At 30.0% G+C, this 20,671-nt stretch carries 18 protein-coding genes; 13 read left to right on the top strand and 5 right to left on the bottom strand.

Annotated features, from left to right (window positions below; all coding sequences use genetic code 11):
• Positions 1–55 precede the first annotated feature (55 nt).
• On the top strand, positions 56–829 hold the full coding sequence (locus Q0958_RS04685; protein ID WP_299120310.1) for a sulfite exporter TauE/SafE family protein: 774 nt from the start codon (positions 56–58) through the stop codon (positions 827–829).
• Here Q0958_RS04685 and Q0958_RS04680 read toward each other — a convergent pair whose 3' ends face one another.
• Both Q0958_RS04680 and Q0958_RS04675 read right to left on the bottom strand, forming a co-directional pair.
• Positions 830–2,476, bottom strand: a complete 1,647-nt coding sequence (locus Q0958_RS04680) for a serine hydrolase (RefSeq protein WP_299120307.1) — start codon at positions 2,474–2,476, stop codon at positions 830–832.
• A 131-nt stretch (positions 2,477–2,607) separates the two neighbouring features.
• Positions 2,608–3,078, bottom strand: coding sequence for a Dps family protein (locus Q0958_RS04675; RefSeq protein WP_299120304.1), 471 nt, complete (start codon positions 3,076–3,078; stop codon positions 2,608–2,610).
• A 110-nt stretch (positions 3,079–3,188) separates the two neighbouring features.
• Between Q0958_RS04675 and Q0958_RS04670 the strand changes: the two genes are divergently transcribed.
• Entirely contained in the window at positions 3,189–4,130 is a 942-nt protein-coding gene (locus Q0958_RS04670; RefSeq protein WP_150899051.1) for a hydrogen peroxide-inducible genes activator, read from the top strand.
• A gap of 36 nt (positions 4,131–4,166) precedes the next feature.
• Here the strand turns inward: Q0958_RS04670 and Q0958_RS04665 are convergent, their stop codons facing one another.
• Positions 4,167–5,828 (bottom strand): SulP family inorganic anion transporter, encoded by a 1,662-nt coding sequence (locus tag Q0958_RS04665; protein WP_299120302.1) that lies wholly within the window; start codon positions 5,826–5,828, stop codon positions 4,167–4,169.
• Between the two features lie 147 nt (positions 5,829–5,975).
• Here Q0958_RS04665 and pyrR point away from each other — a divergent pair, with 147 nt between their 5' ends.
• Genes pyrR through Q0958_RS04640 form a run of 5 tightly spaced genes read left to right on the top strand, consistent with a single transcriptional unit; the run spans position 5,976 to position 9,116 of the window.
• Complete coding sequence (gene pyrR, locus Q0958_RS04660; RefSeq protein WP_150899053.1) at positions 5,976–6,530, top strand: bifunctional pyr operon transcriptional regulator/uracil phosphoribosyltransferase PyrR; 555 nt, start codon at positions 5,976–5,978, stop codon at positions 6,528–6,530.
• A gap of 24 nt (positions 6,531–6,554) precedes the next feature.
• Complete coding sequence (locus Q0958_RS04655) at positions 6,555–7,487, top strand: aspartate carbamoyltransferase catalytic subunit (protein ID WP_272148804.1); 933 nt, start codon at positions 6,555–6,557, stop codon at positions 7,485–7,487.
• A 2-nt stretch (positions 7,488–7,489) separates the two neighbouring features.
• Positions 7,490–7,822 carry a hypothetical protein gene (locus Q0958_RS04650; RefSeq protein WP_299120291.1) on the top strand — a complete coding sequence of 111 codons (333 nt, stop codon included), beginning with the start codon at positions 7,490–7,492 and terminating at the stop codon, positions 7,820–7,822.
• A gap of 31 nt (positions 7,823–7,853) precedes the next feature.
• The gene (locus Q0958_RS04645) at positions 7,854–8,174 is read left to right on the top strand and encodes a T9SS type A sorting domain-containing protein (protein ID WP_150899056.1); all 321 of its coding nucleotides are present in this window, start codon (positions 7,854–7,856) and stop codon (positions 8,172–8,174) included.
• The gene (locus tag Q0958_RS04640) at positions 8,175–9,116 is read left to right on the top strand and encodes a ribonuclease Z (protein WP_299120287.1); all 942 of its coding nucleotides are present in this window, start codon (positions 8,175–8,177) and stop codon (positions 9,114–9,116) included. It abuts the gene before it with no gap.
• On the opposite strand, the gene Q0958_RS04635 is transcribed toward Q0958_RS04640, so the two are convergent.
• Positions 9,113–9,475, bottom strand: a complete 363-nt coding sequence (locus tag Q0958_RS04635) for a CoA-binding protein (RefSeq protein ID WP_299120285.1) — start codon at positions 9,473–9,475, stop codon at positions 9,113–9,115. The two genes, Q0958_RS04640 and Q0958_RS04635, sit on opposite strands and share 4 nt — an antisense overlap.
• A 95-nt stretch (positions 9,476–9,570) precedes the next feature.
• Here Q0958_RS04635 and Q0958_RS04630 point away from each other — a divergent pair, with 95 nt between their 5' ends.
• Both Q0958_RS04630 and Q0958_RS04625 read left to right on the top strand, forming a co-directional pair.
• Positions 9,571–12,018 carry an outer membrane beta-barrel family protein gene (locus tag Q0958_RS04630; RefSeq protein WP_299120283.1) on the top strand — a complete coding sequence of 816 codons (2,448 nt, stop codon included), beginning with the start codon at positions 9,571–9,573 and terminating at the stop codon, positions 12,016–12,018.
• Positions 12,019–12,111: 93 nt separating this feature from the next.
• Positions 12,112–14,496 (top strand): outer membrane beta-barrel family protein, encoded by a 2,385-nt coding sequence (locus Q0958_RS04625; RefSeq protein WP_299120280.1) that lies wholly within the window; start codon positions 12,112–12,114, stop codon positions 14,494–14,496.
• A gap of 60 nt (positions 14,497–14,556) precedes the next feature.
• Here Q0958_RS04625 and Q0958_RS04620 read toward each other — a convergent pair whose 3' ends face one another.
• Complete coding sequence (locus Q0958_RS04620; protein WP_299120277.1) at positions 14,557–15,567, bottom strand: beta-ketoacyl-ACP synthase III; 1,011 nt, start codon at positions 15,565–15,567, stop codon at positions 14,557–14,559.
• Between the two features lie 96 nt (positions 15,568–15,663).
• On the opposite strand from Q0958_RS04620, the gene Q0958_RS04615 reads away from it, so the two are divergent.
• The 4 genes from Q0958_RS04615 to Q0958_RS04600 all read left to right on the top strand — a co-directional run bounded on the left by Q0958_RS04615 (position 15,664) and on the right by Q0958_RS04600 (position 20,665).
• Positions 15,664–17,055: a Gfo/Idh/MocA family oxidoreductase gene (locus tag Q0958_RS04615; RefSeq protein WP_299120275.1), complete on the top strand. Its 1,392-nt coding sequence runs from the start codon at positions 15,664–15,666 to the stop codon at positions 17,053–17,055.
• Between the two features lie 140 nt (positions 17,056–17,195).
• Complete coding sequence (htpG, locus tag Q0958_RS04610; protein WP_299120272.1) at positions 17,196–19,106, top strand: molecular chaperone HtpG; 1,911 nt, start codon at positions 17,196–17,198, stop codon at positions 19,104–19,106.
• 95 nt (positions 19,107–19,201) lie between these two features.
• Positions 19,202–19,756: a nucleotidyltransferase family protein gene (locus Q0958_RS04605; protein WP_299120270.1), complete on the top strand. Its 555-nt coding sequence runs from the start codon at positions 19,202–19,204 to the stop codon at positions 19,754–19,756.
• 72 nt (positions 19,757–19,828) lie between these two features.
• Entirely contained in the window at positions 19,829–20,665 is an 837-nt protein-coding gene (locus Q0958_RS04600) for a helix-turn-helix domain-containing protein (protein ID WP_299120268.1), read from the top strand.
• The last annotated feature ends 6 nt before the right edge of the window (positions 20,666–20,671 follow it).

The raw sequence follows: 20,671 nt of genomic DNA, 5'->3' as shown, positions 1-20,671 counted from the left end.
AGTTTTTATCTAAAAAAGCTTTTAAGAAACGCTATTTTATTATTTTCGATTTTCTATGGATTTTCTCATACTAACATTTTTACAAAACTGGCATATCGTTTTGTTATTCTTTACAGTTGCTGTGTTATACTCATCTGTAGGCTTTGGTGGAGGTTCAAGTTATTTAGCCATTTTGGCGTTAACTGGTTTAGCTTTTTCTCAAATTAGAGCTACAGCTTTATTGTGTAATATAATGGTTGTAAGTGGAAATGTTTTTTTATACATCCAAAGCAAAAAATACAATTGGAAAAAAGTACTTCCATTAGTATTATTTAGTGTTCCTTTAGCTTTTATTGGAGGCTATTTACGTATAAGTCAAACCTTCTTTTTTATACTTCTAGGATTTACTTTGTTATTTGCCGCGATTACCATGTGGATTTCTAAAAAAATAGTTTCTTCTGAAACTGAGTCAAAATCTTTAAGTATTTCAAAAAATGCTAGTTACGGTGGTATTATTGGTTTTATTTCTGGTATGGTAGGTATTGGTGGTGGAATTTTCTTAGCACCTTTACTTCATTTAACTAATTGGGATAGCCCTAAAAAAATTGCTGCCACTGCTAGTTTTTTTATTTTATTGAATTCTATTGCTGGATTAATTGGACAGTATACAAATCCTGAATTTACAATCAATTGGCATTTGACTTCTATTTTATTAATCACTGTTTTTATTGGTGGTCAAATTGGTAGTAGAATGAGTACTAGACTATTTAGTCCTATTCAATTAAAAAAGGCAACCGCTTTACTGATTGCCTTTGTTAGTATTCGTATTTTACTTAAATACTTGTTTTAACTATTTCTTTTTCGCTTTCATTGCTCTTCCTCCTTGATATAAGGTTAATGCATCAATTACTCCAGCATCATTAGTATGAAACTCTATACTTGCTTTTACTACTTTTAAAAAGAATTCCTTGTTAGTTTCAGCAAATATCTCAAACTCAGGTTGCCCTGTTGCCTGTGCAAATATTTGATTATTTTTAGTTCTTATTGTAATTATAAAATTCGGTTGTAACTCATAAGCTCCTTCATATTTTTTTAAAATATCAGCTGCTACTTTTATTTCTTTTTTCTCTTTTGGAGCTTTTTTATTTATCCACACTCCTTTTTCTTTATTAATTCTATTCTTGAAATGTGCTTCTTTTTTTCCTCCTTTATCAGAAAATTCATACTCTATAAATCCATCTTCAAAAGAAAAATTAGTTGCTGAGGTTGGATAAATTTTAAAGTCTTTACTACTACCTTCTCTTTTACTATACAATTGGTTATCTTTTAATGTAATATATCTTACAACATCATTATCAAATTGGTAAGCTCCAACCCATTTTTTCAATTCTTCAGTAGATAATTTAATCACATTATTTTTGTCAAACTTAGGTTTACCTATTACCAAAGCTGCAATTTCTGTAGCGCTATTTCTTGGTGAGATACATCCACAGTTTGAAAATGCTATTACGTATACATTTTTACTTGGCACATAAATCCCCATTGATATATATCCTGGTATAGCCCCTCCATGCTCTATTGTTGGAACATCTTTGATTTCATCTAAACTCCAACCATATCCATAGTTTATCTTCTCTCCATTGTTTAGAGTGTAATTTTTAAAAGCCTTAGCTATTGTTTCTTTTTTTACCAATGTATTATTTGTTATAGCTGATTGCCATTTTAACATATCATCTATATTAGACATTATTGATCCTGCTGCATAAGGTAAAGTTAAGCTTATATATTGTGCATTAGAAAACACATCACCTCTTCGATTATACCCATACGCTCTATTTTTAATCAACTCTGTTTGACTTCCATAATATGATGAATTCATATCCAGCTTATCAAAAATTCTTTCTTTTATGAACTTCTGATAAGTCATTCCACTAGCTTTTTCTATAATATATCCTAAAAGAAAGTAACCTGAGTTATTGTACTTATATTTTTCTCCTGGTTCAAAATTCATTGGTTCATTTTTGAAGAAATCTATAAATTCTAGAGGTGTTTTATGAAGTGTAGCTACTTTTCCAAATTCTTTCATTGAAGTATAACTCTTAATACCTGAAGTATGCGTTAATAAATGATGAATTGTTATCTTTTTCCCATGAGTTGGGTAATCTGGAATAAATTTAGTTATATCGTCTTCTAAGCTAAGCTTACCTTCTTCTAATAACATTAAAATAGCAACCGAAGTAAATTGTTTAGTTATAGATCCAATTTCAAAAACATTTTCTGGAATCATATCTACATCTAATTCTAAATTAGCTTTTCCAAATGCTTTTCTATAAATAACCTTACCATCTTTGGCTACAAGAGCTGTAACTCCTGTTTCGTTGCTTTTAAACTCTTTCTTTAAAATATCATCTATTTTTTGCTCTAAGTTTTGAGCTGTTATTATGCTTGTAAGCATAAAGCAAAGAGCTATAATTCCGTGTTTAATTATGTTTCTCATAGTTTTGTTATTTGATTTATAAAGATTAGACGATATCTAAAAAAGAAAGTTACATTTCTTTCTTAAAAAGAAAAAAGCAACATAAATATGTTGCTTTTCTTGTTGTTTGTTTTTGTTACGTTTTTCTTGTTTTATCCTAACCAAGCATTCATCATCCATAAAGTTTTTTCTTGCTCTGATATAAAATCACTCATCATAGAATTTGTTCCTTCATCATCAGCTTCATCAGATAATTCTAATATAGTTCTTTCTATTTTTAATAATTCCGATAATGAATCTACCACTAAAGTAACCGCTTCTACATCGTTAGATATATTCTTACCAACTTTTACTTTTGACAATTCTGTATAATCACTAAAAGTATGTAAAGGTGTTCCTTGTAATGTTAATATTCTTTCAGCTATTAAATCTACTTTCTCTTGAGCATCTGTATAAAACTCTTCAAACTTTACATGTAATTCAAAAAAGTTTTTTCCTTTAATATTCCAGTGTAAACCCCTTACATTTTGATAATACACCTGAAAGTTTGCTAACAAACTATTTAATTCTTTAACTAATTCCTCTGTTTTATTTTTATCTAAACCTATAACTGTTGTATTCATTTTTTATCTTTGTTTTTCTAATTTTTCTATGTCAAAATTAGGCCAACTTTTATTTAAAAAACTATAAATTCTATTGATAGTTTTAATATCTTTATCGAAAATTTTTATACATGACTATAACACAACTAAAATATACCTTATCTGTTGCTGAGTATAAAAACTTTACAATTGCTGCCGAGCATTGTTTCGTTACTCAACCAACATTAAGTATGCAAATACAAAAATTGGAAGAAGAATTAGATGCTAAAATATTTAACCGTTCTAAAAAACCTATCGAGTTAACTGAAGTTGGTAAAAAAATAGTAGAACAAGCAAAAGTTATTGTCGATGAAAGTAATCGTATTCTAGACATTGTACACCAACAAAAAGGTTATGTTGGAGGAGAATTCAAACTTGGAATAATTCCTACTATAATGCCTACTCTGTTACCTATGTTTTTAAAAACATTTAGTAGAAACTATCCTAAAGTTCAATTAATCATAGAAGAATTAACTACCGAGGAAATTGTTAGAAAGTTAATGGATGGTCATATTGATGCTGCTTTAGCTGCAACTCCATTAGAAAACGAAGCTATTAAAGAACGTGTTTTATATTACGAACCTTTTGTAGGTTTAATACCACACGAACATCGTTTATTTGAAAAAAAGAAAATTGAAGTTAACGACTTAGAGGTTGATGATATCTTATTATTAGAAGACGGACATTGCTTTAAAGACAGTGTTATAAATCTATGTAGAACTGACAAAAGAAATTCTAAAAATCATTTCCAACTAGAAAGCGGAAGCTTTGATACTTTAATTAAATTATCTAAAGATGGATTAGGTATGACTTTATTACCTTATTTAAATACTTTGGATTTAAACGAAAAAGACAAAGAACACCTTAGAGAATTTGAAACTCCACCTCCAGCTAGAGAGGTTAGTTTAATTTATCATAAATCTCAATTAAAAATGCAGTTAATAGAAGCTTTAAAAAGTACCATTGATAGCGTTGTAAGAGGCGCTATAGCTTTTAGCGATGTAGAAATAATTAGTCCTTTAAATAAAGGATAATAAATAAAAAATCCCGCATGTAGCGGGATTTTTTATTTAAAATTTATACTCTGATAATGGTTTTGGAAAATCTTCAGGATTTGCCGCCAAATGATAACGAGGATCATCAATAGCTTCCTCTATCACATCTGAGAAAATTGGACTTGCTTTGTATAATAATACTTTACAGTCTTCACTTAAGTGTTTTAAAACAACTTTCTTTCCTGCTGCTTGATATTTTTCAACTAAGGCGAAAATAGCTTCAATAGCAGAATGATCAGAAACTCTAGATTCAACAAAGTCAATCTCAACTCTATCTGGATCATTTTTTATATCAAACTTTTCATTGAAAGCTGTAATACTACCAAAAAATAAAGGTCCCCAAATTTCATAAACTTTAGTACCATCATCTTTCATACGTTTTCTTGCTCTAATTTTCTTTGCATTTTCCCATGAGAATACTAATGCACTAACAATTACTCCAACAAATACAGCGATAGCTAAATCGAAAATTACAGTAACCGCAGATACAATTATTAAAACAAAAGCATCCGATTTTGGAATCTTATTCATAATTCTAAAACTAGACCATGCAAATGTTTCAATTACCATCATAAACATTACTCCTACTAAAGCAGCAATAGGTACTTGTTCTATATACTTATCAGCAAATAAAATAAATGTAAGTAAAGTTAATGCCATCATCACTCCAGATAATCTTCCTCTACCACCAGCATTGATATTAATTACTGTTTGTCCAATCATACCACAACCACCTGTTCCACCAAACAATCCACTTACAATATTTCCAGCTCCTTGGGCAACACATTCTTTATTTCCGTTTCCTCTAGAATCTGTTAACTCATCAACTAAATTCATTGTCATTAATGACTCGATTAAACCTACTGATGCTGCTAAAAAAGCATATGGAAGAATAAATAATAAAGTATCTAAATTAAATGGTAAGTTTTGCCATAGTTCTAAATTTGGTGTAGGAAATTTTCCAGATAATCCGTCTCCTCCACCTTCTCTAATGTAAGAACCAACTGTACTTACATCCATTCCAGAAATAACAACAATTGCAGTAGTTATAATAATTGCAGTTAAAGCCGCAGGCACTTTCTTTGTAATTTTTGGAAGTCCCCAAATAATTGCCATTGTTAATAATACCAATCCAATCATGGTAAATAACTCTGTACCTTGCATAAATATGTTTTTATATTCCTTTACTCCTTCTGGTGAAATATTTAGTTCTTTATGAGAAAACATTTTTACCTGAGCAATAAAAATCACAATAGCTAAACCGTTTACAAACCCCATCATTACTGAATGTGGTATTAAACGTACAAAGCGTCCTAATTTTAAAACTCCTGCTCCAACTTGTATTAGTCCCATTAAAATAACAGCTCCTAATAAATAGTAATACCCCATATTATCTATCGGAGTATCAAAAAGCATCCCTTTTTTGTGCCCTTCAGCAATCATATGCACAAAAATAACTGCCACTGCTCCAGCTGCTCCTGATATTAATCCAGGTCTACCTCCAAAAATTGCAGTAATTAAACCAATAATAAACGCTCCTGAAAGTGCTACTAAAGGATCTATTTGAGCAACAAAGGCAAAAGCTACTACTTCAGGTATCATAGCTAACGAAACCGTAATCCCCGCTAAAGTGTCATCTTTAATGTTAATCTTCTTATTTTTAATGTATTTCATCATAATATCAACAGGTATATTCTAAAAGTTGGCAAATGTAAAGATAATTTTATTCATATAGTTTTATGTTTCATTAACTTTAATTTTGTGGACGTTTTTTTTTGCTTTATTTTTGAACGTTGAACTATCAAACCAATTTGATAGCAACAAATGAGCAGAAAAACACTACTTACATCAAAAGAAATTCAAATCATTCTGCATCGATTAGCTTGTCAGTTAATCGAAAACCATAACGACTTCTCTAATACCGTGCTAATAGGACTTCAACCTAGAGGAACTTTTTTAGCAAAACGATTAGCTAAATTGTTAACAGATGATTATGGAATACAAAATCTTCAATTAGGTTTATTAGACATTACTTTTTATCGAGACGATTTTCGTAGAAGAGATGAACCTTTAGAAGCTACAGCAACTCAAATTGACTTTTTAATTGAAGGCAAAAAAGTTGTTATTATTGACGATGTTTTATATTCAGGTAGAAGTGTACGAAGTGCTTTAACAGCAATTCAGTCATACGGAAGACCTGAAAACATTGAGTTACTAGTGTTAATTGATCGCCGTTTTAGCCGTCACCTCCCTATTCAACCTAATTATAGAGGAAGACAAGTTGACGCTATAAATGAAGAAAAAGTTGTTGTTAACTGGGAAGAAACTCATAAAGAAGATACTATTTACCTTGAACCCAAGCCATCAAAGCTTGATTAGTTATGATTATAAAAACAAACTAAAATGAAGCAGTTAAGCGTTGAACATTTACTAGGTATAAAATACCTTAACAAAACCGATTTAGAGCTTATTTTTGAAACTGCTTCTCATTTTAAAGAAGTTATTAACCGCCCTATAAAGAAAGTTCCTTCTTTACGAGATATTACCATTGCTAACTTATTTTTTGAAAATAGTACTCGTACTAAATTATCATTTGAATTAGCTGAAAAACGTTTATCGGCAGATGTTATTAATTTTTCTGCTGGGCAGTCTTCTGTAAAAAAAGGAGAAACCTTAATTGATACCGTTAACAATATCCTTTCAATGAAAGTTGATATTGTTGTTATGCGTCATGCCAATGTAGGTGCTGGTATTTTCTTATCAAAACATGTAGATGCAAAAATTATTAATGCTGGTGATGGTACACATGAACACCCAACACAAGCTTTATTAGATAGTTTTTCTATGCGTGAAGCTTTAAACAGTAACCTAAAAGGTAAGAAAATTGTTATTGTTGGTGATGTTTTACATTCTCGTGTAGCTTTGTCAAATATTTTTGCTTTACAATTGCAAGGAGCTAAAGTAAAAGTTTGTGGTCCAACAACATTAATACCTAGATATATTACTAGTTTAGGTGTTGAGGTTGAAACAAACTTGAAAAAAGCTTTAGAATGGTGTGATGTTGCCAATGTACTACGTGTACAACACGAACGAATGGATATTAAATATTTCCCTTCTACTAGAGAATACACACAGTTATTTGGTATTAATAAACAAATACTAGACAACCTTGGTAAGAAAATTGTTATAATGCACCCAGGACCTATAAATAGAGGGGTTGAATTAACAAGTGATGTTGCCGATAGTGACCAATCTATTATTTTAAATCAGGTAGAAAATGGGGTTGCTACTCGTATGGCTGTTATATATTTGTTAGCACAACAAATAAAAAGATAATAATGAAAATTGAAGATAAAAAAGAATATGCGTTAGTTCATTTTGATGATACTTCTTTCGATGATTTCTTATTAAATTTTGAAAAAGAGCACTTTAACTTTAAGGAAAAACACCTTATTGTAAAAATTTCAGAAAAAAATAACGTTTCCAAAGAAAATATTTTATTATTTTTGAAATACGCTCAAGTGCATCAAACAAATGGCACATCTTTTGTAATTGTATTAAAAGATGTGAATATTGATGAATTTCCTGAATCGTTAAACATAGCCCCTACATTAGTTGAGGCAGAAGATATTATTGAAATGGAAAATATTCAGCGTGATTTAGGTTTTTAACCTATATTAATCCCTTAAAATCGAATAACGTATGGTAAAAAAAATACTTTTATTATTTTTATTCTTAGTAACCTTATCTAGTTTCTCTCAAGAGAAACAAGTAGACAAGTTAGTTGCTTCTCCTAACCCTTTTACCAATAATACCACTATTTCATTTAATGCTAAAAGTGACCAGACCGTTATTTTCACCGTTAGAAACGTATTAGGTAAAACTGTATATAGAAAAGAATTAAATATTTCTAAAGGACGTAACTCTTACCCTTTTTATCGCAATGATTTAAAGTCAGGTATGTATATATATGCTATACAAAGCAATAAGAATATTATTTCAAAACGTTTTGTTATAAAATAAATGAGTTTGCATTTAACTATTTTAGGATGCCACTCTGCTACCCCAAGAGTTAATGCACACCCTACATCTCAGTACTTAGAAATAAATAACCGTCATTTTTTAATCGATTGTGGAGAAGGTACTCAAAGACAAATGAGAAAGTATAAAGTTGGTTTTTCTAAAATCAACCATATATTTATCTCTCATTTGCATGGAGATCACTTTTTTGGATTAATTGGTTTAATTTCTACATTTGGAATACTTAATAGAGAAAAAGACTTACATATTTATGGTCCTAAAGGAATTAAGGAAATTACTGTTCTTCAATTAAAAATTTCGAAATCTTGGACTAAATACAACATTGTTTTTCATGAATTAGATTCAAACGAAAGTGAATTAATCTTTGAAGATGATAAAATAAGTGTACATACTATTCCTTTAGATCATAGAGTATACACTAATGGCTTTTTATTTAAAGAAAAGCCTAAACCTAGAAAATTACATATTGAGAATATTCAACAATATGATGAAATAGAAACCTGCGATTTTCACAACATAAAAGCTGGTAAAGATTTTGTTTTATCTACAGGAGAAATAATTCCTAATTTTGAATTGACAATAGATCCTCCAAAACCAAAAAGTTATGCTTTTTGTAGTGACACTTCCTACAAACCAGATATAGTACCTATTATTAAAGATGTAGATTTACTATACCATGAAGCTACCTTTTTAAAAGATAGAGAAGATTTGTGTGATAAAACCAAACACTCAACTGCCGAACAAGCTGCTAGCATTGCAAATCAAGCAAATGCAGGAAAACTAATTATTGGACACTATTCTAGTAGGTACTCAAACCTAAAAGACTTTAAAGCAGAAGCACAGACTATTTTTGAAAATGTAGAATTAGCTGAAGCTGGTAAACTATACTCTACCAACTCATTTCCAATAGAAGTTTTAAATTAATATTGATTGGTTGATAACAAAACCAATGTACATGCTATTTCTGATTTAATTCCTTTCTCTTTTAATATTTTTGAAAATTCAAAATTCTCTGTACCTGGGTTGAATATTACCCTTCTAGGATTTAACCCTAACACATAATCGTAATATTCTTCCTGTCTTTTAGGATTCAAATACATTGTAACGGTATCAATATTATCAAGTGATGTTTTCTCTGTTGTAATATTGACATCATTTACTCTTCCTTCTCTAGCCCCAATGGCATGTATTTTTATTTCTTTATCATCTAATCTTTTAAGTGCAATATTAGAATACTTGTTAGGATTTAATGATGCTCCAATAATTAAAGTTGTTTTATCCATAGTTGTTAATAATAAGTTAAACTCTGTTAAAGGAAGTAACAAAAGTAATCGACAAATAGTCTATTAGGCATCTAAACAATTCAAAAACAAACAAAATGAGAAACATATTACTTATACTTTTAACAGTATTTAGTGTTAATTTATTTGCACAAATGCCCAAAAGTAAATTACCAAAACCAGGTTCCGTTTCTGGTAAAGTCGTTGACCAAACAACAAAAGAACCACTTCCTTACGTAAATATAATAATCAAAGATACTGCCAACAAAATTTTAACAGGAGGAATTACTAATGATAATGGTACTTTTTCAATAAAAAACATTCCAGAAGGTAAAAATATTGTAGAAGTTCAATTTATTGGATACAAAACTGTTAGCAAACCAATTCTTATAAACAATAAAAGAAGAAAAATTAACTTAGGAACTATTCCTTTAACAGAAGATTCTACCACTTTAGATGAAGTTGAGGTTAGAGCTGAAACATCATCTGTTACTCAAAAAGTAGATAGGAAAGTAATTAATGTAGGAAAAGATTTAACTTCTGCAGGAGCTACTGCTTCAGAATTATTAAACAATGTACAATCTGTAAGTGTAGATAGTCAAAGTGGTAACATTAGCTTACGTGGTAACGAAAACGTACGTGTATTAGTAGATGGAAGACCAACAAATATTCCTGCAGCTCAATTATTAAAGCAAATACCTTCTACATCGATAAAAAGTGTTGAATTGATTACCAACCCTTCAGCAAAATACAACCCAGAGGGAATGAGTGGTATTATTAATATCGTATTAAACAAAAATGCAAACATGGGATTCAATGGTTCTGTTAATACTGGACTTGAAGCTGGGCATTATGTTCGTTATAATGTTGGTACTAACATGAACTATAAAACAGGAAAGGTTAATTTCTTCGGTAACTACGGATTTAGAACTGGAGAGAGATATAATTTTGGGTTTGTTAGAAACGAAACAAATCTTCAAGACTTCATTTTTGTAAATGATAATGAATCTCATTTATTAAAATTTGGTGCTGATGTATATTTAAATGAAAAGAATACTCTTTCTTTTTACACTACTCAGAACTGGTTTGATAGTAATGCTTCTGGGCGTTCTTTAATTTTTAACAACGCCAATACATTAACTAACAACGCCCCAAACACACAAGTATCTGATAGCCATAATCAAACTTATAATGTAAACTTTAAAAGAGACTTCGAAAAAGAAGGGCACAACATTGAGTTTGAAGCAACATATTCAATTAATAAGTCTCCTCAATTATTAAAAAATATAGATCTATTAGCCCCTACTGATCGTACATTAAATTACTTTAATGATATCAATAATAATCGAAAGAATACTTTAATTAATCTTGACTATACCAACCCTGTTTCTAAAAAGGGTAAATTAGAGTTAGGTTTAGAATATAGATTCAATTCAACAGATAATGTAAATTTAACCGATCAACAACGTGCTGATACAAGTACTACACCCATTAGTTTTGTTGACTTAGGAAACTCATCGTTCACATATGATAGAGATATCTATTCTGGTTACGTTAATTATAGTCATAAGTTTGGAAAAGTAACTATGCAATTAGGAGCTAGATTAGAACAGTACAATATTAAAGGAGATTTTAATGGATTAGAAAATGGTGTTCCTACAACTAAAAAAGTTACAGATGAAATATTCACTGTATATCCATCTGCCTTCTTTACATTTAATCCAACTGAGAAAAATCAATTCCAATTAAGTTATAGTAAGCGTGTTGATAGACCAAGTATTCAACAAGTGAATCCTATCAGAGAATGGAGTACACCACTTATTACATCTAAAGGAGAACCAACGTTAGTACCTCAGTTTACAAACTCTGTAGAGTTTAACTATACAAGAAAAGTTAAAGGAGGGTCAATTACTTTAGGTAGTTTCTATAGAAACATTACTGATGTTATTAATAGAGTTACAACTCTAGATGCTGATAATGTAAACCCAAAAGCTCAGTTATTAACTTTTAGAAACTTTGATGATACAGATGCATACGGATTAGAGCTTTCTGCAAACTATAGAATTGCAAAATGGTGGCGTGCCAATGCAAGTATGGATTTCTACTCTCAAAAGCAATTTGGGACAACTAATTTAACGAATCCAACTGCTAATAGAATAGAAGTTAAAAATGAAGTATTCAATGCTCGTATTAGCAACAGCTTTACTGTTAGTAAAAAACTTAGATTACAGTTATTTGCAATGTATAGAGGTAGAGTTAAAGATATTCAATGGAATGTTGACCCAATGAAAATGGTTAACATAGGAGCTAATTATAGTGTATTTAAAGGAAAAGGAAATATTAGCTTTAGAGTAAATGATATCTTCAATACTATGAGATTTCAATTCAACTCAGACAATCCATTTACACAAAACGGACGTTTTAAATGGGAAAGTAGAACTACTTTCTTAGGTTTCAACTACCGATTTGGAGGTGGAAAAAATAAAGCAAAACAACGCAGAAGAAGAGACAGTAATGAAAAGCAAGGAGGCGGAGGTTTCTTCTAAGCAACTAACTACTGTATAAAAAAACCAAGGTAATATTATATTACCTTGGTTTTTTTATATATTTAGCTTTCTAATAAAATTAGTTCCCCGAATATGAAAAAATTGTTATTAACGATACTTTTTGCTGTCATAGCAATTAGTAATTATGCGCAAAAACAAGAAATTACTGGTAAAGTTATAAATTCCAAAAACAAGGTTAGTATACCTTATGCAACTATCACTTGTAAATCTGAAAATGGTACTATAATTACAGGTTCCATAACTAATGATAAAGGATATTTTACTTTATCTAAACTTCCAAAAACCAAACTATTTTTAAGTTTTCAGTTTATAGGATACAAAACCTTAGTTAAAAGTATTGATTTAACCGAGAAGGATATAAAATACAATATAGGTGCTATATATTTACAAGAAAACAACAACCAACTAAATGAAGTTGAAATACAAGCAGAATCTTCTACAGTAGTCCAAAAAATCGATAGAAAAATAATCAATGTAAATAACGACCTAATAGCTACAGGAGCTAGCTCTTTGGAAATGTTAGAGAATATCCCTTCTGTTGACATAGATCATCTTTCTGGTACAGTGAGTCTTAGAGGTAATGAAAATGTTAGTGTTTTAATAAACGGAAAACCTTCAAACATTAATACCGAACAACTTTTAAAACAACTTCCTTCCAGTTCAGTAAAAAGCATTGAAATAATAACCAATCCCTCTTCTAAATACAATCCTGAAGGAATGAGTGGTATTATTAATATAATTCTTAAAAAGAATACTAAAATTGGCTTTAATGGGAATATTTCTTCAGGTCTTACACATAGTAAAAATACAAGAACAGATATTGCTTTAACTACAAATTATAAAACAGGTATAACTAATTTTTACACAAATTATAGTGCTAGTTGGGGAGATTATGAAACATTCAACAACCTACAAAGAACAGATAAAGATTTGTTACAAGGTATTGACTTTTTAAACAACTCTAGCAGTCATTTTTTTAAATTTGGTGTAGATATAAATTTAAACTCCAAAAGCATACTATCTCTTTACACTGACCAAAATTTTGATAATAACAGTTTAGCTACAAATACACTCGTAACTCAAAATTCTAATATACAATTTAACAATCAACGTTTTTCAAAATACAAACAAAAAGACGAAACATATAATATTGATTACGTATATAATTTTGATAAAAAAGGGCAAAATTTAGAATTAGAGTTTAATTATTCTAGTACAAACAACCCAGAAAACTCAATCAATTCCGAATCGATTGACAGTAGTTCTAAAGAAAACAATTACACCAACGATATAGTAGATACTAGAAAACTTTGGTTGTTCAACATCGATTATACTATGCCTATTGAATCTGGTAAAATCGAATTTGGTTTGGAATATAGAAAGCAAAATTTTTATAACAAAATAATAACCGATCAAGAAGTACAAACAACTAGTACTCCTATATTACAACCTATTGGAAACACCTCTTTAGATTATGATCGTTCAATTTATTCTGGGTACTTCAATTTTAATAAAGAATATGAAAAAATTACATTTCAAATCGGTATTAGAGTTGAGCAATTTAATTTAGACGCTTCATTTTTCAATACTAACCAAGGAAATACGAATTTAAAAGATAATCTCTTCAATATTTATCCTTCAGCTTCGATAAACTATTCTCTTAGCGAAAAAGATAATATACAGCTAGCCTATAGCAGAAGAGTTGATCGCCCTTCGGCATATCAAGTAACTCCTATTCAAGAATGGGCTTCTCCTTTAACTATTGCTAGGGGAAATAGAAATCTAACTCCTCAATTTACTAATTCCATAGAATTAAACTATACTAAAACAATTACCAAAGGATATATTTCTTTGGGTTCTTTCTATAGAAGAACAAATGATAAAATTGGAAGAATTCTTGAAAGAGATGCTCTAAATCCTGACAAATCAATTTCTTCTTTTACCAATTATGATTTTGCTGACAGCTATGGAGTAGAACTTTCAGGTAGTTTCAAACCTATAAAATGGTGGACTTTAAGACCTTCTTTTGAAACCTATATTCAAGATTCTCAAGGTATATTAAATAATCAATTTGAAACAATCAAAAATACAATAACAAAAGCTAGAATTAGCAACTCTTTTAAAGCTTCTAAAAAACTAAGTTTTCAGTTTTCTACAATTTATAGAGGTAAAAGTGAAAATATTCAATATACTGTTCAACCATATACAATGATAAATATTGGTGCTCGATTAAAAGTATTTGATGGAAAAGGAAAAATTAGTCTTAGAGGTACAGATATTTTCAATAACGTTAATTTTGATTACACTACTAATAATCCATTCAATCAAAAAGGAAAATATATTTTAGAATACGATTCAATATATCTAGGCTTTTCATACAACTTTGGAAGTAGTAAAAACAAAAGAAAAGGTAGAAAATATAGAGATGATAACGAATCTCAAGGAGGTATGTTTTAACAAAACAAAAAACCGAAGTTTGAAACTTCGGTTTTTTTATTTTTAAATTTAATTAGCTAACTACCAACGAATCACAACAGATCCCCAAGTAAATCCACTACCAAAGGCAGCTAATACTACTAAATCATTATCTTTTATTTTACCTTTTTCCCAAGCTTCAGTTAAAGCAATAATAACAGAAGCAGCTGTAGTGTTACCATATTTCATGATATTATTATACACCTTATCATCAGAAAGCTGGAACTTCTTTTGAATAAACTGCGCTATACGTAAATTAGCTTGGTGAGGAATTAACATATCAATGTCTTCTTTTTGCAATCCATTTGCTTGTAAACCTTCAACAATTGCTTCAGAAAAACGAACTACAGCATGCTTAAATACAAACTGACCATTCATATATGGATAATAAGAAACATCATCTGGATCATTTTTCTCTAAAATTTCTGGTACCCAACGTCCAGTAGAAGGTCCTTCTAACACCAATTCTTTCGCATGCTTTCCTTCAGAATGTAAATGAGAAGATAAAATTCCTTTTCCTTCTTCTTCACTACGAGAAAGAACAGCAGCTCCAGCTCCATCACCAAAAATCACCGTTACTCCTCTACCACGTGTAGAACGCTCTAAACCACCAGAATGGTTTTCAGAACCAATAACTAATATATTTTTATACATACCAGTTTTAATAAACTGATCTGCAACAGATAAAGAGTATATAAAACCAGAACATTGATTACGTACATCTAATGCTCCAATTGTAGGCATATCAAGTAAGTCTTGTATTTGTACTCCACCTCCTGGAAAATATAATTCAGGACTTAAAGTAGCAAAAATGATAAAGTCGATATCATCTTTTGTCAATCCAGCTCTTTCTATGGCAATCTTAGCAGCCTTAGCTCCCATAACAGAAGTAGAATCATCAGATGTTTTTGGGTCAATCCAACGACGTTCTTTAATACCAGTTCTTTCCTGAATCCACTCGTCACTAGTATCCATCCATTGTTTTAAATCTTCATTAGTAACTACATTCTCTGGAACATAATACCCTAACCCCGTTATTTTTGAACTATACATAATTTTTATGTTGATTTTTTAAATTGTTAGCAAATTTACAGCTTGTAAAAGTAGCAATTTATTGATATTTTTACAACTAACACTAATCAACTCATTGTGAATAGAAAAGACTTTTTGTCCCTTTCAACCAAAGCTGCTGTATTTTTAGGCCTATCATCAGCTATTTCTTGTAAAAACGAAATTGAAGAAAAAACAATCTCATTATCCAATTCAAAAGCAAAAGGAACAGCTTTTGGCTTAACAGCTCCCAAAATAGATAAGGTTAAAGTTGGAATTATAGGCTGCGGAAATCGAGGGCAGGTTTTAATACAAATGTTTGATTGGTTGATAAAAAATAATGATGCAGAAATTGTAGCTGTTTCAGACTTACGAAAAGAAAAAACCGATAAACTAAACGAACATTTACAAAAAACACATAGTAAAACTGCACAAGCTTATTATGGAAATCCTAATGAGTGGAAAAAATTAGTAGACAGAGATGATATTGATTTATTAATCATTGCTACTCCGTGGGAATTACATACTCCTATGGCTATTTATGGAATGGAAAAAGGCAAACATGTTGCTTGTGAAGTTCCTATAGCTTATACTCTTGAAGATTGTTGGAAAATAATTGAAACCACAGAACGTACCCAGAAACATTGTATGATGATGGAAAACTGCTGTTTTAATGGAGAAGAACTTTGGGTTTTAAATATGATTAATCAAGGAGTTTTTGGCGATTTAACACATGCTGAAGGAGCTTATATACATGATTTACGTAAACACCTACTCGATGAAAAATATTATGAGAATCAATGGAGAATTAAACATCATTTAAATAAAGATGGTAATTTTTATACCACTCATGGTTTAGGCCCTATAAGTCAATATATGGATATTGGGCGCGGAGATACTTATGATCATGTAGTATCTATGAGTTCTCGAGAAAAAAGTTTAAGCGATGCTGCAAAACGTGCTGGAATCAATAAATTTTCAAACGTTAAGTGTGGAGATATGAATACTACCATGATAAAAACCAAGTTAGGTAAAAGTATCATGCTACAGTTTGATGTACATTCTGGTAGACCTTATGACAGACTAAATACAGTTGTAGGAACAAAAGCTGTACACGAAGGCTATCCTTCTAAACTTTATATTAATGAAGATGAATTGGCATGGTGGGGACATAAATGGCTTGATAAAGAGAAATACAATGAGTATCGAGAAAAATACAATCATCCTTTATGGGATAAACTAAAAACTCAAATTTCTGATAACTCTGTAGGACATGGAGGAATGGATTTTGTAATGATTTATCGCCTAATTAAATGTTTAAACAAAGGATTACCTTTAGACATCAACGTATATGATAGTGTTTTATGGAGTTCTATAACTCCCCTATCTGAATTATCTGTCGCACAAAATAGCTCATCTGTTAAAGTACCAGATTTTACAGGTGGAACATGGAAAAATAAAAACACAACTGAAATGTTACGAAACATTTAAAAAACTAGAAATTATATAAATTTAAAAAACGCCAACATTTTAAGTTGGCGTTTTTTATGTCATCTTGTCACAAGAACAGTTTTGGTATTTTTTTTGACTAATCAATTATCAGAAAATAATATCAAACAAAATATATAATTATGAGCAAAGGAAACATTAATGTATCGGTAGAAAATATATTTCCACTGATTAAAAAATTCTTGTATTCTGATCACGAAATCTTCTTACGTGAGTTAATTTCTAACGGAACTGACGCAACAACAAAGTTAAAACACCTTATTTCAATTGGTGAGGCTAAGACTGAATTAGGTAATGCTAAAATTGAAATCAGTATTGATAAAGATGCCAAAACTTTAACTATTAAAGATCAAGGTTTAGGTATGACAGCTGATGAGGTTGAAAAATATATTAATCAAATTGCATTTTCAGGAGCTGAAGAGTTCTTAGATAAATATAAAGACGATAAAAACGAAACTGGTGTAATTGGTCACTTTGGTTTAGGTTTTTACTCAGCTTTTATGGTAGCTGATAAAGTTGAATTAATTACAAAATCTTTTAAAGATGAACCAGCTGCTCACTGGACTTGTGATGGTTCTCCTGAGTTTACTTTAGTTGAGCACAACAAAGCAGATAGAGGTACAGAAATTATCTTACACATTGCTGACGATTCTACTGAATTTCTAGAAGAAAGTAAAATCTCAGGTTTATTAAACAAGTACAACCGTTTTAACCAAGTGCCAATTAAATTTGGAACAAAGAAAGTTAACGATCCAGATTTTACGCCTCAAACTACAACTGATGCGGAAGGTAAAGAAACTACTGAGCCACATAAACAAATTGAAGTTGATAACATTATCAACAATACAAATCCAGCTTGGACTAAAAAGCCTGCTGATTTAGAAGCTGAAGATTATACTAATTTCTACAGAGAATTGTATCCAATGCAATTCGAGGAGTCTTTATTCCACATTCACTTAAACGTAGATTATCCATTTAATTTAACTGGAATTTTATTCTTCCCTAAGTTATCTCAAAACTTAGATATGCAAAAGGATAAAATTCAATTATATCAAAACCAAGTTTTTGTAACAGATAACGTAGAAGGAATTGTACCAGATTTCTTACAAATGTTAAAAGGAGTTATCGATTCTCCAGACATTCCATTAAACGTATCTCGTTCTTATTTACAAGCTGATGGAGCTGTTAAGAAAATCTCTGGTTACATTACTAAAAAGGTGGCTGATAAATTAAGTTCATTATTCAAAAAAGACCGTGAGGATTTTGAGAAAAAATGGAACGACATTAAAGTGATTATCGAATACGGAATGTTATCTGAAGAGAAATTCTTCGATAAAGCTAAAAAGTTCGCCTTATACCCAACTGTAGATGATACATTTTTCACTTTTGATGAGTTAATCGAAAAAACAAAAGATGCTCAAACTGATAAAGATGGAAACCATGTAATTTTATATGCAGCTAATAAAGATGCTCAGCACTCTTATATTCAAGATGCAAAAGCAAAAGGATATGAAGTTTTATTATTAGATTCTCCTATCGTATCGCATTTAATGCAAAAATTAGAAACTTCTGGTGATACAAAAGTTCAATTTACTCGTGTAGATGCTGATCACATTGATAACTTAATCAAAAAAGATGACACAGTTATTTCTAAACTTTCTGATGAAGAAAAAGAGAAATTAAAGCCAGTTATCGAAGGAGCTGTAAACAATTCAAGTTATACAGTTCAGTTAGAATCAATGGATTCTTCTAGTTCTCCATTCTTAATTACAGTACCAGAATTTATGCGTCGTATGAAAGAGATGCAAGCTTCTGGAGGTGGAGGAATGATGGGAATGGGTAATTTACCAGAAATGTACAATTTAATTGTAAACACAAATCACCCATTAATTTCTGATATCTTAAACGCTAGCGAAGAAGACCAAAAGCGTCTAACTACTCAAGCATTTGATTTAGCTAAATTATCTCAAAACTTGTTACACGGTGAAGAATTAACAAACTTTATTAAACGCAGCTACGAGTTAATTAAATAATATAAATACCTTTTTAGGTTAAAATTATAAATTTAAAGCCTCTTTTGTTTCATATCAAAAGAGGCTTTTTTTATCAACCTCTACAAATATTTAAAATGGAATTAGAAAACGAGTTAATTCAAATTATAGAAAATGATGCATGGATGATTTCTATTTTAAAAACTGTTAGAGACTTAAAATTAAACGACTGTTGGATTGGTGCTGGATTTGTCAGAAATAAAATTTGGGATAAAAAACACGGTTATCAACGAACAAAATTGAACGATATTGATGTTATACATTTTGATAAAATCAATTCTTCTAAAGAGTGTGATTTATTAATTGAAAATCAATTAAAAATGATAGACCCCGAATTAAACTGGTCTGTAAAAAATCAGTCAAGAATGCATATTAGAAATAATCACACTTCATATACGAATTGTGAAGAAGCTATTTCATTTTGGCCAGAAACTGCTACTTCAATAGCTATAAGGATAACTCAAAAAAACAAAATTGAATACATAGCACCTCATGGCTTAGAAGATGTTTTTAGCCTTATAGTTACTCCAACTCCAAAATTTAATCTTATGATTTATAATGATAGGATTCAAAAAAAAGAATGGAGTAAGCAATGGCCAAAACTATCCATTAATTTTATACACAAAAGCTAATTTTATTTTCTATTTATTAATTTAGCATTGAGCAAATTCTTTTAAAGAAAATTAACTATCCTCCTACTATAAATGGAATTTAAAGAACAGATTATTACTTACAAAGACAGAGTTGTATTTATAAAACTATCCATGCCCTCTTTTAATAGAACTTTAAAAGAATATATGGAAGATGAAGCTTGTTTTATGTTTGTAAACAAAGGGGAAGTTAATGTAAGGTCTTCTGAAGATTATTTAACATTGAATAAAAAAACTTCAATGTTGGCTAAATGCTTAAATTATTTCTTTGAACCAAGTAAAGAACCTCATAATTGTGATGAAGGTATTGAGTCTATCGGTATTTTCCTTTACCCATCTCTTGTCAAAGACCTTTTTGAATTCGACATCTCAAACTCGAATTATACTGTTGATTTTAACGTAAAACAAATTCAAGTAGATCGTTTACTAGAAAACTACAAAGAGAGTATTAATATTTTATTAGATAATCCTGAATTGGCTGATGAAAGTATTATAAAAACTAAGCTTAAAGAATTTATTTTATTGATATCTAAATCTCAAGAAGCCCCTTCTCATTTAGATTTTTTAGCAGCTTTATTCAAACCTAATGAAGTAAGTTTTAAATCTACTATACATCATAATTTGTATGCTAATCTATCCTTAGATGAATTAGCTGCACTTTGTCATTTAAGTACCTCTTCTTTTAAAAGAAAGTTTAAAGCGGTATTTAATGATAGCCCTAAAAAATATATAGCTAAGAAGAAAATTGAAAAAGCAGCTACTTTATTAAAAGCAAAAAATGACCGTATTTCAGATATTGCTTATGATGTTGGCTTCGATTCTTTAGCTACTTTTAATAGAAATTTTACCAATATTTATGGTAAATCTCCCTCAGAATATCGATTGGACTAAAATGAG

It is taken from the genome of uncultured Tenacibaculum sp. (genome assembly GCF_947499065.1).
In the GTDB taxonomy this organism is placed as follows: Bacteria; Bacteroidota; Bacteroidia; order Flavobacteriales; family Flavobacteriaceae; genus Polaribacter.
Note: the sequence above shows the minus strand (reverse complement) of the source record. Positions and strands in the feature narration are given on the sequence as shown.